Genomic DNA, 19,103 nt, shown 5'->3' on the forward strand with positions numbered 1-19,103 from the left:
ACCGCCTTGACCGCCGCCATGCCGTTGCGCTCGATGCAGGGGATCTGGACGAGGCCGCCGATCGGGTCGCAGGTCAGGCCGAGGTTGTGTTCCATGCCGATCTCCGCGGCGTTCTCGACCTGTTCGGGGGTGCCGCCGAGGATCTCGGCGAGGCCGCCGGCGGCCATCGAGCAGGCCGAGCCGACCTCGCCCTGGCAGCCGACCTCGGCGCCGGAGATCGAGGCGTTCTCCTTGAAGAGCATGCCGATGGCGCCCGCCGCGAGGAGGAAGCGGACGATGCCGTCGTCGTCGGCGCCGGGGACGAAGCGCTGGTAGTAGTGCAGGACGGCCGGGATGATGCCGGCGGCGCCGTTGGTGGGGGCGGTGACGACACGGCCGCCCGCGGCGTTCTCCTCGTTGACCGCCATCGCGTAGAGGGTCAGCCACTCGGTGGCGTGCGCGGCCGGGTCGCCCTCCGCGCGCAGTTGGCGGGCCGAGACGGCGGCCCGGCGGCGGACCTTCAGGCCGCCGGGGAGGATGCCCTCGCGGGACAGGCCGCGCTCGACGCAGCTCTGCATGACCTGCCAGATCTCCAGCAGGCCGGTGCGGATCTCGGCCTCGGTGCGCCAGGCCTTCTCGTTCTCCAGCATCAGCGCGGAGATCGACAGGCCCGTCTCGCGGGAGCGGCGCAGCAGCTCGTCGCCGGTGCGGAAGGGGTGGCGCAGCACCGTGTCGTCGAGCTTGATGCGGTCCGCGCCCACCGCGTCCTCGTCCACCACGAAGCCGCCGCCGACGCTGTAGTAGGTCTTGGCCAGCAGCACCTCGCCGTCGTGCCCGCGGGCGCTGAGCGTCATGCCGTTGGCGTGGTAGGGCAGCGAGCGGCGGCGGTGCAGCACCAGGTCGGCCGCCGGGTCGAAGGGCACCTCGTGCGCGCCGAGCAGTGCGAGGCGCCGGGTGGTGTGCACCGCGGCCACCTCGTCGTCGGCCGTCTCGACGTCGACCGAGCGCGGGGAGTGACCGGCCAGGCCCAGCAGCACCGCCTTGGGGGTGCCGTGGCCGTGCCCGGTCGCGCCGAGCGAACCGAACAGCTCCGCGCGGACTCCGGCGGTGGCGGTGAGCAGGTCCTCGTTCTTCAGCCGCTGCGCGAACATCCGGGCAGCGCGCATCGGCCCCACGGTGTGCGAACTGGAGGGGCCTATGCCGATGGAGAAGAGGTCGAATACGGAGATGGCCATGGGTCGTGTGCTCCCTGGTTTCCGCGGACGCCGTTGTCCGCGGGGTGCTGCCGGGTGGTACGGGCCCCGCGGGTCGCGCGGGGGTGCTGCTCGGGCGGCCGGGGGCCGCCGTTGTGCTGCTCGTGGTGCGGTCCGCGGCCGCGGGGCGGGTGTGCCCCGCGGCCGCGGGCGGTCAGGCGCCGAGCCCCGGGTAGAGCGGGAAGCGCTCGGCGAGCGCGCTCACCCTGCCCCGCAGGCTGTCGGCGTCGAAGACCGGCTGGAGGGCGGCCGCGATGATGTCGGCCACCTCCCGGAAGGCGTCGGCGTCGAAGCCGCGGGTGGCCAGCGCCGGGGTGCCGATGCGCAGCCCCGAGGTGACCATCGGCGGGCGCGGGTCGTTCGGGATCGCGTTGCGGTTGACCGTGATGCCGACGTCGTGCAGCCGGTCCTCGGCCTGCTGCCCGTCGAGGGCGGAGTCACGCAGGTCGACCAGCACCAGGTGCACGTCCGTGCCGCCGGACAGCACCTTCACGCCGACCGCCGCCAGGTCCTCCCGGCCCAGCCGCTCGGCGAGGATGACCGCCCCCTCCAGCGTACGGGCCTGGCGGCCGCGGAACTCCTCGGTCGCCGCGGCCTTGAAGGCGACCGCCTTGGCGGCGATCACATGCTCCAGCGGACCGCCCTGCTGACCGGGGAAGACCGCGGAGTTGATCTTCTTGGCCAGGTCGGCGGTGGACAGGATGACGCCGCCGCGCGGCCCGCCGAGCGTCTTGTGCGTCGTCGTCGTCACGACGTGCGCGTGCGGGACGGGCGAGGGGTGCAGCCCCGCCGCGACCAGCCCGGCGAAATGCGCCATGTCGACCATGAGGTAGGCGCCGACCCCGTCCGCGATCCGGCGGAAGGCCGCGAAGTCCAGCTGCCGCGGATACGCCGACCAGCCGGCGATGATCAGCTGCGGCCGGTGCTCCTTGGCCAGCCGCTCCACCTCGTCCATGTCGACCCGGCCGGTCTCGGCGTCGACGTGGTAGGCGGCGACCTTGTAGAGCTTGCCGGAGAAGTTGATCTTCATGCCGTGGGTCAGGTGCCCGCCGTGCGCGAGATCCAGACCGAGGATCGTGTCGCCCGGCTTGAGCAGGGCGAACATCGCCGCGGCGTTCGCCTGCGCGCCCGAGTGCGGCTGGACGTTCGCGGCCTCGGCGCCGAAGAGCGCCTTGATCCGGTCGATGGCCAGCTGCTCGATGACGTCGACGTGCTCACAGCCGCCGTAGTAGCGGCGTCCGGGGTAGCCCTCGGCGTACTTGTTGGTCAGCACCGAGCCCTGGGCCTCCAGGACCGCGACCGGCGCGAAATTCTCCGACGCGATCATTTCCAGGGTGGACTGCTGGCGGCGCAGCTCGGCATCGACCTCGGCGGCGACCTCGGGGTCGAACTCGTGCAGTGACTGGTTCAGGAGCGACATGGGATCTTCCCTCGGGTACGGGGTGGGGGCGACGGCTCAGGCCGCGGTGAAGTCGTCGTACTCGGCAGCGGTGAGCAGTTCCGCGTCCTCGTCGGCGACCCGCACCTTGAACAGCCAGCCGCCCTCGAAGGGCGCGGAGTTGACCAGCGAGGGATCGTCGGCCACGTCCTGGTTGACCTCGGTGACCTCGCCGGACACCGGGGCGTACAGCTCGCTCACGGACTTGGTGGACTCCAGCTCACCGCAGGTCTCGCCCGCGGTGACCGTCGCGCCCGCCTCGGGCAGCTGGACGAAGACGACGTCACCGAGCGCGTCGGCGGCGTGCGAGGTGATGCCCACGGTGGACACTCCCGCCTCGGCGGGGGAGACCCACTCGTGCTCCTTGCTGTAACGCAGGTGCTCAGGATTGATGCTCATGACGGAAATTCTCCCGGATGCGAAGGGTTGCTGGTGGAGGCGGCGCGGCAGCCTGTGGATAACTTCGTCACCCCCGGCGCCCGCGCCGTGCGGATCGGCGTGGATCGTGGTCGTCGTGGTCGTCGTGGTCGTCGTGGTCGCCGTGGTCGACCTGGTCCGGACGGCGGCGACGTCCGGCTCAGCGCTCGCGGCGGTAGAAGGGAAGGGCCACGACCCGGTACGGTTCCCGGCTGCCCCGGATGTCGACGGCGACGTCCGGCGTCCCCGGCGCGGCGGCCGACTCGTCGACGTACGCCATCGCGATGGGCACCCCGAGGGTCGGCGACGGCGCCCCCGAGGTGACCTCGCCGACGACCGCGCCGTCCGGGCCCGTGACGGCGAAGCCCGCGCGCGGCACCCGGCGGCCCTCGGCGACGAGCCCGACGAGCGTGCGCGGCGGCTGCTCGGCGGCTCGGGCCGCGGCCGCGAGCAGCGCCTCGCGGCCGACGAAGTCGCCCGGCTTGTCGAACTTCACGACCCGCCCGAGCCCGGCGTCGAAGGGCGTCACGTTCGCCGTCAGCTCGTGCCCGTAGAGCGGCATCCCGGCCTCCAGGCGCAGGGTGTCGCGGCAGGACAGGCCGCAGGGCACGAGCCCGGCGTCGGCCCCGGCGGTCAGCAGCGCCTCCCACAGCCGCTCGGCGTCCGCGGGCGCGACGAACAGCTCGAAGCCGTCCTCGCCGGTGTAGCCGGTGCGGGCGATGAGCGCGGGCACGCCCGCGACCGTGCCCGGCAGCCCCGCGTAGTAGCGCAGGGCCGGCAGATCCGCGTCGGTCAGCGACCCGAGGATGCCGGGCGCCTCCGGCCCCTGCACGGCGAGCAGCGCGTACGCGTCCCGGTCGTCGGTCACGGTGGCGTCGAAGTCCGCGGCCCGCAGCGCGAGGGTGTCCAGCACCGTCTGCGCGTTGGAGGCGTTGGCCACCACCAGATAGCGCTCCTCGCCGAGCCGGTAGACGATCAGGTCGTCCAGGATGCCGCCGTCCGGGGCACACACCATGGTGTAGCGGGCCCGGCCCACCGCGAGCGCGGACAGGTGGCCCACCAGCGCGTGGTCCAGCGCCTGCCCGGCCTGCGGGCCGCTCACGGTGATCTCGCCCATGTGGGAGAGGTCGAAGAGCCCGGCCCGGGTGCGGACGGCCTGGTGCTCCTCGCGCTCGCTGCCGTAGCGCAGCGGCATGTCCCAGCCGGCGAAGTCGGTCATGGTGGCGCCCAGCGCGCGGTGGACCGCGTCGAGCGCGGTGCGGCGCGGTGCGGCGGGGGAAGGACTCGGTGCTGCGCTCATCGAAGGTGCTCCCAAAAGCGGCGGACGGGTCGTGGACTGCCGGCCGGGACTGACCCCGGCCTCCCCATCTGTCATCGGAACCTGAGAGGTTCACCGTGACCCTGCGGGCCGCGGCTTGCACCTTGGGTGGGGCGGGACCGGTGAACGCGGCCCGCCCGCTTTTCAGATCTGCCTCGTCCGCGCGGTATCTGTGCCTGAGAGATTCAAGGGAGGACTTGCTCCTTCGGCGCCCGGCCCCCGCCGTCTCCGGTGGGGCGGGACTCTCCCGCGCGGCCTCCAAACGGCCGGTATGCGAATTGTGGGTGCTGCTCGTGCCGTCGGCGCAGGTCATGCCCTTCCCGCCGCCGGTACGCGCCGCCATCATCGCATGCCCGGACGGGCGCGGCGGCCAGCCGATAGGGTTTCCCGGCAGGCAACGGGTGGCCGCCGACGGCGGCACACAGCGCGGACGAGGATGGACATGGACAATCCGGCACCGTACATATGGCCGGCGAACGAGCTGGAGGAAGTGCTCGCGGCCAGCCTCGGCAACCCCGCCGCGACGCCCCGGCTGCTGGAGGTGCTCGGCCGCTCCCACGTGTGGGTGCCGCTGCCCAACGGCGGCTCGTCCGCGTCCACCGACCTCGACCTGCCCACCGTGGAGCTGGGCGGCGCACCCTATGTGCCGGTTTTCAGCTCGGAGCAGCAGTACCGGCTCGCCGCCGAGGGCATGTCCTGCGCGGTCGCCCCCGTCCGCGACTTCGCCCGCGGCCTGCCCCCGATGGTCGGCATCGCGGTCAACCCCGGCGGTGCTGTGGGCGTCCCGCTGCCGCCCGCCGCGGTCGCCGAGCTGTGCCGCGGCACCCGGCCGCCGGGCGCGTACGGCGAGCAGGTCCCCGGCGGCGCCAGGGTGCGGCTGTGGGAGCCCGCTCCGGATGAGGAGCCCGTCGACTTCCTGGCCATCGCCGCCGCCGAGTACGCCGTCACCCCCGTGGTGCTGAGCGCCCGCCGCGCCATGGCGGCCGTCGAGGAGGAGCCGCCCGCGCTCTTCGTCGGCGTCGAGCTGGACGGCTGGCAGGAGGGCGACCGCGCCGCCGCCATGGACGCCCTCGGCCGGGCGCTGGGCGCCGCACCGCTGCCCTGGCCGGTCCATCTGATCCTGCTCGACGTCGCCCAGGACCCGGTGGCCGACTGGATGCTGGAGACCGTCCGGCCCTTCTACGCCAGGGACTGACCCGGCGGGTGCCCGGTGCGGGCGTATACGAGCCGTATACGAGCCATTTAGCCCGTGCCGCTTGAGTCGGTCAGCGTTCCGATGGCCAGAGCCGACCTGGTTTGATGGCGTAATGACGGCGTAAGACGAATCTGACGGGAAAGGGGCGGTCCGACGTGATCGCGGGCGCGCACGGCGGCGCGGCGGCCGGCCATGTGGAGCAGATGCTGCTCCAGGTGGCGCCGGGCCGCTTCGACGCATACGAGAACCTGCTCGCGTCACTGGCCGAGGGCCAGGTATGGATGCTGCTCTGGCAGGGCGCGCCCGGCACCCACGACGCCCAGTACGCCGCGATGGAGGTCGCGGGGCACCGCTACGCCCCCGCCTGCACGTCCCCGCGCGAGCTGGGCGCCAGCGGCTGGAACCGCGAGCACGAGATCGCAGCGGGCCGCGACATCGCGCTCACCCTCTTCCCCGACCACTGCGGTCTGTGGCTCAACCCGCACGCCCCTGGCGGCGGCGTCGGTATCCCCTGGCCGGATCTGCGCCGTGTCGCCGCGGGCCTGGACCTGCTGCCCGCGGGCCCGCTGCGGATCGGCGAGCCCGCCGTGCAGATGCCGCAGTTCTACGCGCTGCTGGCCACGGCGGCGCAGCGTACGCCCGCGGTACGCGCGCTGCGGCAGGCGTGGGTACAGCCCGCGCTGGGGGAGGCGTACCTCGCCGTCGGCGTCGAGGTCTACGACTCCTCGCCGCAGGCGGTGGAGGCCGTACGGCTGATGATGCAGCAGGCCGTGCCCGGTGTCCCGGAGGGGCTGCCGGTCTCCACGGTCGCCATGTCCGATCCGCACGACCCGGTGGCGATGTGGCTGCGTGCCAACGCCCAGCCGATCTTCGACCGCGACGCCTTCAGCAGCCCGCCCGCCTGGGGCCCGCCGCCGCGCTACTGAGCCCGCCCGCCTACGCCGGTGCCCCGGCGTCCAGCAGGCCCAGCGGGGGCGCCCCGAGCGCCAGCAGGTCGGCGTGGAAGCCCGGCACCGAGAAGCCCGGCGAGCGCTCCGCCCGCTCACGGGCCCGCATGATCTCCAGCTTCCCCCACGTGTACCGCCCGTACCCGGCGTCGAAGGTCCCGCGGCGCGCCTCCGCGGCGGCCCCCGCCGGTGCCAGGTGCGCGTCCCGGACGAACAGGTGCGTGGCGTCTGCGACGTCCATCGCCCCGGTGTGCAGCCCGATCGCGCAGGTCAGCCGGGTCACCCGGACCAGCGCCTCCAGGGCCACGCCGATCGCGAAGCGCGGGTCGCGGGCCCGGAAGCCCTCGTCGAGGCAGACCTCCTCGACGTAATGTGCCCAGCCCTCGCAGAAGGCGAGGCTGTGCAGCACCCGGCGGACCGGTCCGGCCGCCCGGCGCAGGGCGCGGCCGTGCGCGAAGTGGCCGGGCGCGACCTCGTGGACGGTGATCGAGGGCAGGCTGGTGCGGCTGAAGACCGTCAGCCACTCCTCGCGGTCCTGTGCGGGCCAGTCCGGCTCCGGCGGCGTCACGTGGTACCAGGACGGCGTCTCGGGCTCCCCGGGGCCCGCCCAGGTCATCATGGCCATCGCCCAGCGCCGCGACGGCGGCGCGGGCCCCACCAGGCACTCGCCGTCCAGGTAGGGCGCGAGCTGCCGCTCGCGGGTGAAGGCGATGACCTCCTCGGTGAGCCGGGCGGCGGCCGGGATGACGCCGTCGGCGCCCGGGTGGTCGGCGAGCAGCTCGGGGATCAGGTCGTCGACCGACCGGCGCGGGTCGAGGGCGCGACAGGAGTCGGCGAGCAGCTGTCCGAGCCGTACCCGCTCCCGGTCGGCCGTCTCGGCGAGCGCCGTCAGATCGACGTGCATGCCCTCCTGGGAGCCCATCAGCGCGGCCAGCCCGGGGCCGCCGAGCCGCGGGTCGGGGTCGCCGTGCTCGGCGGCGTGCTCCAGGTGGGCGGTCAGCCGGGCGTGCGCGTCCAGGGCGTCGGCCTCCACGCCCTCGTCCGGGTCGAGGCCGAAGGCGAGTCCGTGGGCGGAGCCGAGCAGGGCGGACGCGACGGGCGCGCTCACCCGGTCGAGCGAGGCCAGCGCGGCGTCCACCGCGTCGGGCCACTGCGCGAGGTGCCTGCGGCGCGCCGCGGCGCGCTCCTTGCGGGGGGCGTACTCCCGGTCGTAACAGGCGAGTTCGAGGTTGGACAGATGGGGGTAGGGGTCGCGCCGGTGCATCTCCAGCTCGCCGTACTGCACCCGCACCGACTCCTCGAAGACGCTCAGGTGCGCCTCGTCGTGCGGGTCGGGAAGGCGTGGCGTATTGCGCCGGGCGGTGTCGACCGCGGCCAGGGCGCGGCGTATTCCGTCGGGGGAGAGGTCCTGCACGCGGCCGTCGTACTCGTGCAGCCCGGCCATCTCCCGGACGGTGGGCATCATCAGGTCGCAGACGGCGCGGAGCCGATCATCCATGCTCCGACCGTAGCGTTGCCCGCGCCGCCCGTCTGCCCGCGGGGCGGGCGAGTCGGGCCGCCCCGGAGGGCGGCTCAGGTCTGGCCGGCGGTCCTGGCGCGCTCCACGGCCGGGCCGATCGCCCGGACCAGCTCGGCGACCTCCCCGGCGGTCGTGGTGTGGCCGAGCGAGAAGCGCAGCGTCGCGCGGGCGTCCGGGGCGGGGCTGCCCATCGCGAGCAGCACATGGCTGGGCTGGGCCACGCCCGCGGTGCAGGCCGAGCCGGTGGAGCAGGCGATGCCCTGGGCGTCCAGCAGCAGCAGGAGGGCGTCGCCCTCGCAGCCGGGGAAGGTGAAGTGCGCGATCGAGGCGAGGCGGCCGCCGGCGTCCGGGTCGCCGTTGAGCACCGCGTCGGGCACCGCCGCCCGCACCCCGCGCACCAGCTCGTCGCGCAGCGCGCCGACCGCCGCGGTGAATTCCGTACGGTGCCGCGCCGCCAGGGTGCCCGCCGCGGCGAAGGCGGCGATGGCCGGTACGTCGAGGGTGCCCGAGCGGCTGCGCTCCTGCTCGCCGCCGTGCAGCAGCGGCACGGGGGTGTCGTCGCGGCGCAGCAGCAGGGCGCCGACCCCGTACGGACCGCCCACCTTGTGCCCGGTGACGGTCATCGCGTCCAGACCCGAGGCCGCGAAGTCCACGTCGGCCTGGCCGAAGGCCTGCACCGCGTCGGAGTGCATCGGCACCCCGAACTCGGCGCAGACAGCCGCGAGATCGGCGACCGGCAGGATGGTGCCGACCTCGTTGTTCGCCCACATCACGGTGACCAGGGCGGTCTCGTCAGGGTGCGCGGCCAGCGCGGTACGCAGCGCCTCGGGGTGCACCCTGCCGTAGGAGTCGACCGGCAGCCACTCCACGACGGCGCCCTCGTGGTCGGCCAGCCAGTGCACCGCGTCCAGCACGGCGTGGTGCTCCACCGGGCTCGCCAGCACCCTGACCCGGCGCGGATCGGCCGCCCGGCGCGCCCAGAACAGGCCCTTGACGGCCAGGTTGTCCGACTCGGTGCCGCCGCCGGTGAAGACGACCTCGCTCGGCCGGGCGCCGAGCGCCTCGGCCAGGGCCTCGCGGGACTCCTCGACCGTCCGCCGGGCCCGGCGGCCCGCGGCGTGGAGTGCCGAGGCGTTCCCGGTCACCGTGAGGTGCGCGGTCAGCGCCTCGACCGCCTCCGGCAGCATGGGCGTCGTGGCGGCGTGATCGAAGTAGGCCATGGTCCGTCGATTCTACGGTCCGCGGGCCGTCCGGTTCCCGGCGCTCTCCGCACGCCCTTTCGGCACGGCCCGGCGGGGCGCGCCGACGGGGGACGTGCCCCGGTCAGGCGCGCGGGGCGCGCGCCAGCTGGCGGGACTGCGCCACCAGCCGGTCCTGGGAGTCCCACACCTCGGCGTCCTCCTCCAGGAGGCCGCCCGCGAGGTTGCGGGTGGAGATCGCCACGCGCACCGGCCCGGGTGCCGGGACGGCCCGCACATGCACGGTCAGCTCGACCGTCGGCACCCACCCGGCCAGGCCGAGTTCGAAGGCGGTCGGCGGCAGGGCGTCGACGGCCAGCAGCAGCGACAGCGCGTCGTGGTCGCGCCCGTCGGCCAGGCCCAGCCAGCCGCGCATCTCGCCCGAGCCGGAGGGCGCGCCGACCGCCCAGCCGGCGGTCGCCGGGTCCAGGCGCAGGTCGAGGCGGCCGAGGATGGCGGTGGAGCCGCTGACCGGCCCGGCGCCGGGCGGCGCGTCCTCCGAGCCGACGCAGTCGGCGTAGGACGGCATCAGCGGCGGCTTGGCGGCGGTGCGGACGTCGTCGGGGAGCGCGGTGAGGTCGCCGTATCCGGCGATCACCCGGATCCGCTCGACCTCGCGCCCCTGCGCGTCGCGCTGGTAGAGCGAGGCCTGACCGGTGGACATGCTCCGCCCGGCCCGTACGGTCTGCGTCCTGACGACGGCGGGGCCGGGCTCGGAGGCCGTCAGGTAGTGCGCGGTGACGGTCAGCGGGTCGGGGTGCGGAAGCGCGTCGCGCAGCGCGCGGGCCACGACGGCGAGCAGGTAGCCGCCGTTGACGGCCCTGATGATGGTCCAGCCCGCGGAGAGCGCGGCGTCGTACGTGCCCGGCTCGTCCGGCCGCGCGACCACGGCGGTGTCGCGGTTGAACTCGCTGTCCCCGATGGCCGCGCGGGCCGTTGCATCTGCCATGGAGTGATGTTACCCATCGGTAGTCGCCGGTTGTCCAGTCCCCCGGAGGGAGGGCGATGCCACCGCCCCGCCGGACGGTCCGCGCAGGCCCGCCGGAGCCCCCGTGCCGTGCAACGCCCGGACCCGCGGGCCTCTTCCGCCGCCGCGGCCGGGCCCTGCGCGGCCCTGTGGACAACCCACGGGCCCGCGCGGAGCCGACCGTTACCCTGGACAGGTGAACGACTTCTCCCAGCCCGCCGAGCCCCGCCGGCTGCGCGTGCTCGCCGCGATGAGCGGCGGTGTCGACTCCGCGGTGGCCGCCGCCCGTGCCGCCGAGGCCGGGCACGACGTGACCGGTGTCCATCTGGCCCTGTCGGCGAATCCGCAGAGCTTCCGTACCGGCGCCCGCGGCTGCTGCACGGTGGAGGACTCGCGGGACGCCCGGCGCGCGGCCGACGTCATCGGCATCCCCTTCTACGTGTGGGATCTCGCCGAGCGCTTCCGCGAGGACGTGGTGGCGGACTTCGTCAGCGAGTACGCGGCCGGCCGCACCCCCAACCCGTGCCTGCGGTGCAACGAGAAGATCAAGTTCGCCGCGCTGCTGGACAAGGCGCTCGCGCTGGGCTTCGACGCGGTCTGCACCGGCCACTACGCCACGGTCGTCACCCGCCCGGACGGCGCCCGCGAGCTGCACCGCGCGAGCGACGCGGCCAAGGACCAGTCCTACGTGCTCGGTGTGCTCGACGAGCGGCAGCTCGCCCACGCGATGTTCCCGCTCGGCGACACCCTGACCACCAAGGACGAGATCCGCGCCGAGGCCGAGCGGCGCGGCCTGGCCGTCGCGCGCAAGCCCGACAGCCACGACATCTGCTTCATCGCCGACGGCGACACCCAGGGCTTCCTCGCCAAGCGGCTCGGCAGCGCCGAGGGCGCGATCGTCGACCAGGACGGCGAGCGGGTCGGCACCCACCAGGGCGCCTACGGCTTCACCATCGGCCAGCGCAAGGGCCTGCGGCTCGGCGTCCCCGCCGACGACGGCAAGCCGCGCTACGTGCTGGACATCTCACCGGTCGACAACACCGTGACGGTCGGGCCCGCCGAGGCGCTCGACGTCACGTCGCTCACCGCGATCCGCCCCCGCTGGTGCGGCACCCCGCCGGCCGGCCCCGCGGCGTACACCGCGCAGCTGCGCGCCCACGGCGAGGACGTCGCGGTGACCGCGGAGTCCCGGGAAGGCGAGCTGCACGTCCGCTTCGCCGCGCCGGTCCGCGGGGTCGCCCCCGGCCAGGCGGTCGTCCTCTACGACGGCACCCGCGTCGTCGGCTCGGCCACCATCGCCACGACCGACCGTGCCACCACCGACCGTGCCACGTCAGCGACCCGCCACGAGGAGAAGCCCGCGGTGAACGTATGAACATCGGAGTGTTCCTGTCGGCCGCCGACCTCGGCGAGCAGTACACCGAACCGGCCCGCGAGTTCGGCAAGCTGATGGGCGCCGGCGGCCACACGCTGGTGTGGGGCGGCTCCGAGTCGGGCCTGATGAAGGTCCTCGCCGACAGCGTCCAGGAAGCCGGCGGGCGGCTCGTGGGCGTCTCGGTGGAATTCCTCCAGCACAAGGCGCGCAAGAACGCCGACGAGATGGTCGTCACCGCCGACCTCGCGGCGCGCAAGGCGGAGCTGCTGCGCCGCAGCGACGCCCTGGTCGTGATGGTCGGCGGCACGGGCACGCTCGACGAGGCCACCGAGATCCTGGAGCTCAAGAAGCACGGGCTCCACTCCAAACCGGTGGTCCTGCTGGGCAGCGCCGGTTTCTACGACGGCCTGGAGCTCCAGCTGCGCAGGATGGACGCGGAGGGCTTCCTGCCCCTGCCGCTGTCCCAGCTCGTCCACTTCGCCTCCGACGGCGCGGACGCGCTGGCCTACCTGGATGAGCAGCTGTGAGCGGCGTGCATCTCGTCACCGGGGCCGGATCCGGGATCGGCAGCGCGGTCGCGCGGCGGCTGCTGGAGCGCGGGGACGAGGTCTGGCTGCTGGCCAGGGACGCCGCACGGGCCCGGCAGCTCGCGGAGATCCACCAGGGCGCGCGCACACTCGTCGGGGATCTCGCCGAGCCCGCCCGGCTGTCCTGGGCGATCGGCCACCAGTCGCCGCCCGACCGGCTGGACTCGCTGCTGCACATCGCCGGCACGGTCGAGCTGGGCCCGGTCGGCGACCTCACGCCGAAGATCTGGCAGGAGACACTCGCGGTCAACCTCATGGGCCCCGCCGAGCTGACCCGGCTGCTGCTGCCCCAGCTGCGGCTGTCGCGCGGCAGCGTGGTGTTCGTCAACTCCACCTCCGGCCTGAGCGTGAGCGGCGAGTGGAGCGCGTACGGGGCGAGCAAGTTCGGACTGCGCGCGCTCGCCGACGCGCTGCGCGCCGAGGAGCACGCCGCGGGCGTCCGCGTGACGTCGGTCTACCCGAGCCGCACCGCGACGCCCATGCAGCAGAAGGTCCACCAGCAGGAGGGCAAGCCCTACGACCCGTCCCGCTGGATCGACCCGGAGTCGGTGGCCACCACCGTCCTGACCGCTCTGGACCTGCCGCGGGACGCCGAGCTGACCGACCTCACCGTCCGCCCCGGCCGGTGAGGCGCGGCCCGCGGGCTACCCTTCGGGCGTGATCAGCGACCTGCACCTCCCCCCGGCCACCGCCACCGGCGTCGGCTCGATGCCCGGCACCGACGCCCGTGAGGCGGCCCGTGTCGCCACCGAGGCCCCGCAGGGCCTCCCGTTCCTGCCCGAGCTGCCCGCGCGCGGACCCGGCGCGGACATGATCGGCCGCAGCCTGGGCCTGCTCGCGGAGCTGTACGCCCGGCTGGAGCCCAGCGGCTGGCGCTTCGGCGACCACCCGGGCCGGGACACCCGGCGGGCCCGCTCCTGGCTGGGGGAGGACCTGGACGCCCTGGAGGAGTTCACGCAAGGGTACGAGGGCCCGCTCAAGCTCCAGGCGGTCGGCCCGTGGACGCTCGCGGCGTCCGTGCAGACCCGGCACGGCGAAGCCGCGCTCGGCGACCCGGGCGCCTGCCGCGACCTGGCCGGATCGCTCGCGGAGGGCCTGGCCGCGCACCTCGCGGACGTCCGCCGCCGGGTGCCGGGCGCGCAGCCGGTGCTGCAGCTGGACGAGCCGTCGCTGACCGCGGTGCTGGCCGGACGGATCCGCACCGCCAGCGGCTACCGCACCTACCGGGTGGTGGACCGCGCGGTCGTCGAGCAGACGCTGCGCGAGCTGATCGCGGCGGCCGGGGTGCCGGTGGTCGTCCACTCCTGCGCCCCCGACGTCCCCTTCGGGCTGCTGCGCGCCGCGGGCGCCGCCGGTGTGTCCTTCGACTTCGCCCTGCTCACCGAACGTGACTGGGACGCGGTGGGCGAGGCGGCCGAGGCGGGCACCGCACTGCTGGCCGGTGTCGTGCCGGGCACCGACACCCCATTGTCGGACCCTGCCGGTAGCGTGAGTGGTGTTCGGGCATTGTGGCGCAGGTTGGGGCTGGCACCGGGGGCGTTGGGGTCCTCCGTCGCCGTGACCCCGTCCTGCGGTCTGGCGGGGGCCTCATCGGCCTACGCCCGAGCCGCTCTCGTGCACTGCGCGAAGGCGGCCCGCTCGCTCGTCGACAACCCTGAGTAGTGAGGAAGGACGGGGTCGTGGAGGACACGGAGATTCCGGCGGAGGCCCGCGAGGAGCACGCGCGTCTCGCCGAGCAGGTCGAAGAGCACCGCTTCCGCTACTACGTCAAGGACGCGCCGGTCGTCAGCGACGCCGAGTTCGACCGGCTGCTGCGCCGCCTGGAGGCGGTCGAGGACGCGCACCCCGCGCTGCGCACCCCGGATTCGCCGACGCAGAAGGTCGCCGGTGCGTACGAGACGGAGTTCACCTCCGTCGAGCACCGCGAGCGGCTGCTGTCGCTGGACAACGCCTTCACCGACGAGGAGCTGACGACCTGGGCCGACCGGGTCGCCGCCGAGCTGGGCCCGCCCGACAACGCCCACAGCCCCTACCACTTCCTGTGCGAGCTCAAGGTCGACGGCCTCGCGGTCAACCTGACGTACGAGAACGGCCGGCTGACCCGCGGCGCGACCCGCGGCGACGGCCGCACGGGTGAGGACATCACGCCCAACGTCCGGACGATCGCCGGCATCCCGGAGCGGCTCTCCGGCGACCGCGTCCCGGAGCTGGTCGAGGTCCGCGGCGAGGTCTACTTCCCCGGCGAGAAGTTCGAGGAGCTCAACGCCCGGCTGGTGGAGGCCGGTGACAAGCCGTTCGCCAACCCGCGCAACGCCGCCGCCGGTTCGCTGCGCCAGAAGGACCCGCGGATCACCGCCTCCCGCCCGTTGCAGATGGTCGTGCACGGCATCGGCGCCCGCGAGGGCTTCACCATCGACTGCCAGTCGCACGCCTACGAGCTGCTGCGCGAATGGGGCCTGCCCACCGCACGGCACAACAAGGTCGTCGGCACCCTCGACGAGGTGCGCGCCTTCATCGCCTACTACGGCGACCACCGGCTCGACGTGGAGCACGAGATCGACGGCGTCGTCGTCAAGGTCGACGAGATCCCGCTGCAGGGCCGGCTCGGCTCGACCTCCCGCGCACCGCGCTGGGCCATCGCCTGGAAGTACCCGCCGCAGGAGGTCAACACCAAGCTGGTCGAGATCCGGGTCGGCGTCGGACGCACGGGCCGCGTCACGCCCTTCGCGGTCGTCGAACCGGTCACGGTGGCCGGCTCCGAGGTCGAGTTCGCGACGCTGCACAACCAGGACGTGGTCAAGAAGAAGGGCGTCCTGATCGGCGACACCGTGGTGCTGCGCAAGGCCGGTGACGTCATCCCCGAGATCCTCGGCCCGGTGGTGGATCTGCGGGACGGGACGGAGCGGGAGTTCGTGATGCCCGCCGAGTGCCCGGACTGCGGCACCCCCCTGCAGCCGATGAAGGAGGGCGACATCGACCTGCGCTGCCCCAACGCCCGCTACTGCCCCGCCCAGTTGCGCGAGCGCGTCTACTACCTGGCCGGCCGCCGCAGCCTGGACATCGAGGCGCTCGGCTACGTCGCCGCGACCGCGCTGACCCAGCCGCTGGAGGCCGCGCCGCCGCTCAGGGACGAGGGCGACCTGTTCTCGCTGGACATCGAGAGCCTGCTGCCCATCCGCTCCTACGTCCTGGACATGGACAGCGGCCTGCCCAAGCGCGACCCGGAGACGGGCGAGCCCAAGATCGTCACCTTCTTCGCCAACCAGAAGGGCGAGCCGAAGAAGAACGCGCTGGCGATGCTGGACAACATCAAGGCGGCCCGCGAGCGCCCGCTCGCCCGGGTCATCACCGGACTGTCCATCCGCCATGTGGGTCCGGTCGCCGCCGCCGCGCTGGCCCGCGAGTTCCGCGACCTCGACCGGATCATGACGGCGGCCGAGGAGGAGCTGGCCGCGGTCGACGGCGTGGGGCCCACCATCGCCGCGTCCGTCAAACAGTGGTTCGCCGAGGACTGGCACCAGGAGATCATCCGCAAGTGGCGGGAGGCGGGCGTCACCTTCACCGAGGAGGGCTCGGACGAAGGGCCGAGGCCACTCGAAGGAGTGACCGTCGTCGTGACCGGAACGCTCTCGGCATATACCCGGGATGGCGCAAAAGAGGCCCTGGGCAGCCGAGGTGCGAAAGTCACCGGCTCGGTGTCCAAGAAAACGGACTTCGTGGTCGCCGGTGACAATCCCGGATCCAAGTTCGACAAAGCCGTGCAGCTCAAAGTGCCGGTTCTGGACGAGGCGGGCTTCACCGCGCTGCTCACGGACGGTCCGGAGGCCGCCCGCGCAATGGCGGTGAATCCCGTGGAGCCCGCGCCGGACGCCGCCGACGGGGCGGCGGACGGCTCCGCCGAAGACTCCGGTACCGCCGATTCGGCCGCCGAATCCGGCTGAATGGCCCGGAGATGTCACTCGATCGGCCTATATCAGAATACGTCGATGTGCCTGGTCGCATTCGGGCAACCCCGTTCGATCGGTGCCCGGGACGGCGCCGGGCGGCCTAGTGTTGAGACGCGTCCCCACCGCGGCGATACGTTCCGTCAGCTCCGACGGAACTCCCCGGCGGGCAGGGGGCGGTGCGACCTGCTTGCTTCACCGGGCTGGAAGAGGGACGGGCATGCATCCGACGGAGAGTGCCGCAGCGGCGCCGCTGCACCCGCGCGCGCCCGTCGCCGCGCTGCCCTCCCTCGCCCCCTCCCTCTCCCGCTCGCTGGTGCGGACCGCGGCACCGCCCGCCGCGGCGATCTGCCTGGCCGTCGGCATCTGCCGGGTGCTCAAGCACGGCCACGCGCTCTTCCCGGCCGGCACCGGAGGCTGGGGCTTCGCGATCCTGACCGGCATCATCGTCGGCCATCTGGTGGCCATCGGCCGCGACCGCTGGTGGGGCGGCACCGGATCCGGTGCCGCCCTCACGCTCGCCATGCTGCTGGTGCACGGCTGGGTGTCGGCCCTGCTGGTCAGCCTCGCCGTGGTCACCCTGGTCGGCGCCGCCCGCCGGCACCGATGGCGGCAGGCCGCGCTCTACGGCTCCATCGACATCCTCGGCATCGGCGCCGGCGCCGCCGTGCTCAGCCTGTGCGGCGCGCATCCCTCGGTCGAGCACCCCTGGGCCCCCGACGTCTGGTCGATGACCGCCGTCCCGATCGTCACGATCGCCGCGCTCGCGTACCTGGCCGCCACCCGCGCCCTGCTGTGGTGCGCCTTCGCCCCGCGCGGTGACGGCCTGCCGACCGTCGCCCGCTCCGCCCTCATGCGGCAGGGCATGCTCGGCTGCGCGCTGCTCGGCATCTCGCCGCTCATCCTGGTCGTCGCGTGCGACAAGCCCGCGCTGCTGCCGCTCTTCTCCGTACCGCTCATCGCGCTGGACTCCACCTTGTGGATCGCCCACGCCCGCGCCGAGGAGCAGTTGCGCGACCCGCTCACCGGACTGCCCAACCGCCAGTGGCTGCTGGAGCGCGCCTGGAGCGCGCTGGACGAGGCGCAGGAGGACTGCGAGCGCGCCGAGCCCGGCTTCCTGGCCGCGTCCGGCGGTACGGGCACGCACCCGCCGGACGGCTGCGGCCGCGTCGGGCTGATCCTCATCGACCTCGACAAGTTCCGCTCCGTCAACGACACGCTCGGCCACCGCGCGGGCGACCGGCTGCTGCTCCAGGTCGCCGACCGGCTGCGTACCGCGCTGCCGCGCGGCGCCGAGGCGGCCAGGCTCGGCGGCGACGAGTTCGCCGTCCTGCTGCCGGGCTGCGACTCCACCACCCGCGCCCAGCGCGTCGCCCGCACCCTGGTCGCCGCCCTCGCCTCGCCGCTCAGCCTGGACGGGCTGTCCCTCGTGCTGGAGGCCAGCGCGGGCGTCGCCGTCTTCCCCGACCACGCGCTGGACGCCGAAGGGCTGCTGCGCCGCGCCGACGTGGCGATGTACCAGGCCAAACGCGACCGCAGCGGCGTCGAGGTCTACGAGGCCACGCGCGACGGCAACACCCCCGACCGGCTCGGTCTGCTCGGCGATCTGCGCCGGGCGCTGGACGCGGGCGAGGTCGAACTCCACTACCAGCCCAAGGTGCGCTTCGACGGCCGGGTCGCGGGCCTGGAGGCCCTGGTCCGCTGGGAACACCCGGAGCGCGGCCGGGTCAGCCCGGACGAGTTCATCACCATGGCCGAGACGTCCGGCCTGATGCCGCTGCTCACCGAATACGTCCTGGACACCGCGCTCGCCCAGGTCGCCCGCTGGCGCGAGCTGGGCCTCGACGTGCCCGTCGCCGTCAACGTCTCGCCCCGCGACGTCCACAGCCCCGGCTTCGCCGGCACGGTCGCCGCCCGGCTCGCCCGGCACCAGGTCCCGGCCCACTCCCTCCAGCTGGAGATCACCGAGCACGTCCTGCTGGAGGACCCGCAGCGCGCCGCCGACACCCTGCTCGGCCTCACCGGCCACGGCGTCAAGATGTCGCTCGACGACTTCGGCACGGGCTACTCCTCGCTCGTCCACCTGCGCCGGCTGCCCGTCAGCGAACTGAAGATCGACCGCTCCTTCGTCGCCCGGCTCGTCGTCGACGCCGAGGACGCGGAGATCGTGCGCTGCACGGTCGACCTGGCCCACTCGCTGGGCCTCATGGTCGTCGCGGAGGGCGTCGAGGACGACGAGACGTGGGAGCGGCTGCGGGACCTGCGGTGCGATGCGGTACAGGGGTGGCTGGTCGCCGCGGCGATGCCGCCCGAGGAAGCCACGAAGTGGCTGCTCGCCCGGGGTGAGCGCGGCGCCCTCCCCGCCGCCTTCGCCGCACGCCGCGCCCTCCCGCCCGCGCCGGGCACGCATTCGACGGTCCCGGCCGTCGCGCCGGTCGAGCGCTTGTAGCCTGCGGCCGGCCCGCCGGGTTCCCCGCGCCCCTGAAAACGCTCGCCCGGCGCGGCCTGCGCGGCCCCTCTGGGGTGAAGGCCCGAGCCCCCCGGGCCCCCCGCAGGGGAACGGCTTCGCGGGGGCGGGGCGGAGCCCCATAGGATTGGGGCTCACACCGTTGTCTCACCCGCAGAGGATCGAATGAGCATCACGCGCGAGGAGGTAGCCCACCTCGGCCGGCTGGCACGGCTGGAGCTGTCCGCCGATGAGCTGGACCACTTCGCCGGACAGCTTGACGACATCATCGGCGCGGTCGCCCGCGTCTCCGAGGTGGCCGGCGAGGACGTCCCGCCGACCTCGCACCCGCTGCCGCTGACGAACGTGATGCGCCCGGACACCGTCCGGCCGTCGCTCACCGCGCAGCAGGCGCTGTCGGGCGCCCCGGCGCAGGAGCAGCAGCGCTTCAAGGTGCCGCAGATCCTGGGGGAGGACTGA

General features: G+C 74.0%; 16 protein-coding genes and 1 riboswitch. Of the genes, 9 read left to right on the plus strand and 7 right to left on the minus strand.

Annotation, left to right across the window (positions count from 1 at the left end; genetic code table 11):
- The 4 genes from ACWERV_RS30935 to gcvT all read right to left on the minus strand — a co-directional run.
- The coding region (locus ACWERV_RS30935) for an L-serine ammonia-lyase (protein WP_452939346.1) at nucleotides 1-1,214 on the minus strand (1,214 nt) is incomplete at its 3' end.
- A gap of 172 nt (nucleotides 1,215-1,386) precedes the next feature.
- The gene (gene glyA, locus ACWERV_RS30940) at nucleotides 1,387-2,652 is read right to left on the minus strand and encodes a serine hydroxymethyltransferase (RefSeq protein ID WP_452939348.1); all 1,266 of its coding nucleotides are present in this window, start codon (nucleotides 2,650-2,652) and stop codon (nucleotides 1,387-1,389) included.
- Between the two features lie 36 nt (nucleotides 2,653-2,688).
- Nucleotides 2,689-3,069, minus strand: coding sequence for a glycine cleavage system protein GcvH (gene gcvH, locus ACWERV_RS30945; RefSeq protein WP_398186997.1), 381 nt, complete (start codon nucleotides 3,067-3,069; stop codon nucleotides 2,689-2,691).
- A gap of 178 nt (nucleotides 3,070-3,247) precedes the next feature.
- Nucleotides 3,248-4,387 (minus strand): glycine cleavage system aminomethyltransferase GcvT, encoded by a 1,140-nt coding sequence (gene gcvT / locus ACWERV_RS30950; protein ID WP_398186994.1) that lies wholly within the window; start codon nucleotides 4,385-4,387, stop codon nucleotides 3,248-3,250.
- 172 nt (nucleotides 4,388-4,559) lie between these two features.
- Nucleotides 4,560-4,665, minus strand: a riboswitch (glycine riboswitch).
- Nucleotides 4,666-4,847: 182 nt separating this feature from the next.
- Here gcvT and ACWERV_RS30955 point away from each other — a divergent pair.
- Nucleotides 4,848-5,600, plus strand: coding sequence for an enhanced serine sensitivity protein SseB (locus tag ACWERV_RS30955; protein WP_398186991.1), 753 nt, complete (start codon nucleotides 4,848-4,850; stop codon nucleotides 5,598-5,600).
- A 155-nt stretch (nucleotides 5,601-5,755) separates the two neighbouring features.
- Complete coding sequence (locus ACWERV_RS30960; RefSeq protein WP_398186988.1) at nucleotides 5,756-6,526, plus strand: enhanced serine sensitivity protein SseB C-terminal domain-containing protein; 771 nt, start codon at nucleotides 5,756-5,758, stop codon at nucleotides 6,524-6,526.
- A 10-nt stretch (nucleotides 6,527-6,536) separates the two neighbouring features.
- Here the strand turns inward: ACWERV_RS30960 and ACWERV_RS30965 are convergent, their stop codons facing one another.
- The 3 genes from ACWERV_RS30965 to ACWERV_RS30975 all read right to left on the minus strand — a co-directional run bounded on the left by ACWERV_RS30965 (nucleotide 6,537) and on the right by ACWERV_RS30975 (nucleotide 10,253).
- Entirely contained in the window at nucleotides 6,537-8,045 is a 1,509-nt protein-coding gene (locus ACWERV_RS30965) for a DUF885 family protein (RefSeq protein ID WP_452939353.1), read from the minus strand.
- Nucleotides 8,046-8,119: 74 nt separating this feature from the next.
- Entirely contained in the window at nucleotides 8,120-9,286 is a 1,167-nt protein-coding gene (locus tag ACWERV_RS30970) for a cysteine desulfurase family protein (protein ID WP_452939356.1), read from the minus strand.
- A gap of 103 nt (nucleotides 9,287-9,389) precedes the next feature.
- Entirely contained in the window at nucleotides 9,390-10,253 is an 864-nt protein-coding gene (locus ACWERV_RS30975) for a thioesterase family protein (protein WP_452939358.1), read from the minus strand.
- Nucleotides 10,254-10,467: 214 nt separating this feature from the next.
- Here ACWERV_RS30975 and mnmA point away from each other — a divergent pair, with 214 nt between their 5' ends.
- The 7 genes from mnmA to gatC all read left to right on the plus strand — a co-directional run bounded on the left by mnmA (nucleotide 10,468) and on the right by gatC (nucleotide 19,103).
- Nucleotides 10,468-11,646, plus strand: coding sequence for a tRNA 2-thiouridine(34) synthase MnmA (mnmA, locus tag ACWERV_RS30980; protein ID WP_452939361.1), 1,179 nt, complete (start codon nucleotides 10,468-10,470; stop codon nucleotides 11,644-11,646).
- Nucleotides 11,643-12,173, plus strand: coding sequence for an LOG family protein (locus ACWERV_RS30985; RefSeq protein WP_452939363.1), 531 nt, complete (start codon nucleotides 11,643-11,645; stop codon nucleotides 12,171-12,173). The genes mnmA and ACWERV_RS30985 overlap by 4 nt, the downstream gene beginning before the upstream one ends.
- Nucleotides 12,170-12,862, plus strand: coding sequence for an SDR family oxidoreductase (locus ACWERV_RS30990; RefSeq protein ID WP_398186970.1), 693 nt, complete (start codon nucleotides 12,170-12,172; stop codon nucleotides 12,860-12,862). The genes ACWERV_RS30985 and ACWERV_RS30990 overlap by 4 nt, the downstream gene beginning before the upstream one ends.
- Before the next feature lie 79 nt (nucleotides 12,863-12,941).
- Entirely contained in the window at nucleotides 12,942-13,895 is a 954-nt protein-coding gene (locus tag ACWERV_RS30995; protein ID WP_452939412.1) for a methionine synthase, read from the plus strand.
- Between the two features lie 17 nt (nucleotides 13,896-13,912).
- Nucleotides 13,913-16,174, plus strand: a complete 2,262-nt coding sequence (ligA, locus tag ACWERV_RS31000) for an NAD-dependent DNA ligase LigA (protein ID WP_452939366.1) — start codon at nucleotides 13,913-13,915, stop codon at nucleotides 16,172-16,174.
- A gap of 223 nt (nucleotides 16,175-16,397) precedes the next feature.
- The gene (locus ACWERV_RS31005; RefSeq protein ID WP_452939369.1) at nucleotides 16,398-18,626 is read left to right on the plus strand and encodes a putative bifunctional diguanylate cyclase/phosphodiesterase; all 2,229 of its coding nucleotides are present in this window, start codon (nucleotides 16,398-16,400) and stop codon (nucleotides 18,624-18,626) included.
- Nucleotides 18,627-18,809: 183 nt separating this feature from the next.
- Entirely contained in the window at nucleotides 18,810-19,103 is a 294-nt protein-coding gene (gene gatC, locus ACWERV_RS31010; protein WP_398186961.1) for an Asp-tRNA(Asn)/Glu-tRNA(Gln) amidotransferase subunit GatC, read from the plus strand.

It is taken from the genome of Streptomyces sp. NPDC004031, assembly GCF_053604375.1.

Bases quoted from the DNA above. Each gene is read 5' to 3' on its own strand.
- glyA (WP_452939348.1), bottom strand. From the start codon at position 2,652: ATGTCGCTCCTGAACCAGTCACTGCACGAGTTCGACCCCGAGGTCGCC.
- gcvH (WP_398186997.1), bottom strand. From the start codon at position 3,069: ATGAGCATCAATCCTGAGCACCTGCGTTACAGCAAGGAGCACGAGTGG.
- gcvT (WP_398186994.1), bottom strand. From the start codon at position 4,387: ATGAGCGCAGCACCGAGTCCTTCCCCCGCCGCACCGCGCCGCACCGCG.
- ACWERV_RS30955 (WP_398186991.1), top strand. From the start codon at position 4,848: ATGGACAATCCGGCACCGTACATATGGCCGGCGAACGAGCTGGAGGAA.
- ACWERV_RS30965 (WP_452939353.1), bottom strand. From the start codon at position 8,045: ATGGATGATCGGCTCCGCGCCGTCTGCGACCTGATGATGCCCACCGTC.
- ACWERV_RS30970 (WP_452939356.1), bottom strand. From the start codon at position 9,286: ATGGCCTACTTCGATCACGCCGCCACGACGCCCATGCTGCCGGAGGCG.
- ACWERV_RS30975 (WP_452939358.1), bottom strand. From the start codon at position 10,253: ATGGCAGATGCAACGGCCCGCGCGGCCATCGGGGACAGCGAGTTCAAC.
- ACWERV_RS30985 (WP_452939363.1), top strand. From the start codon at position 11,643: ATGAACATCGGAGTGTTCCTGTCGGCCGCCGACCTCGGCGAGCAGTAC.
- ACWERV_RS30995 (WP_452939412.1), top strand. From the start codon at position 12,942: ATGCCCGGCACCGACGCCCGTGAGGCGGCCCGTGTCGCCACCGAGGCC.
- ACWERV_RS31005 (WP_452939369.1), top strand. From the start codon at position 16,398: ATGCATCCGACGGAGAGTGCCGCAGCGGCGCCGCTGCACCCGCGCGCG.
- gatC (WP_398186961.1), top strand. From the start codon at position 18,810: ATGAGCATCACGCGCGAGGAGGTAGCCCACCTCGGCCGGCTGGCACGG.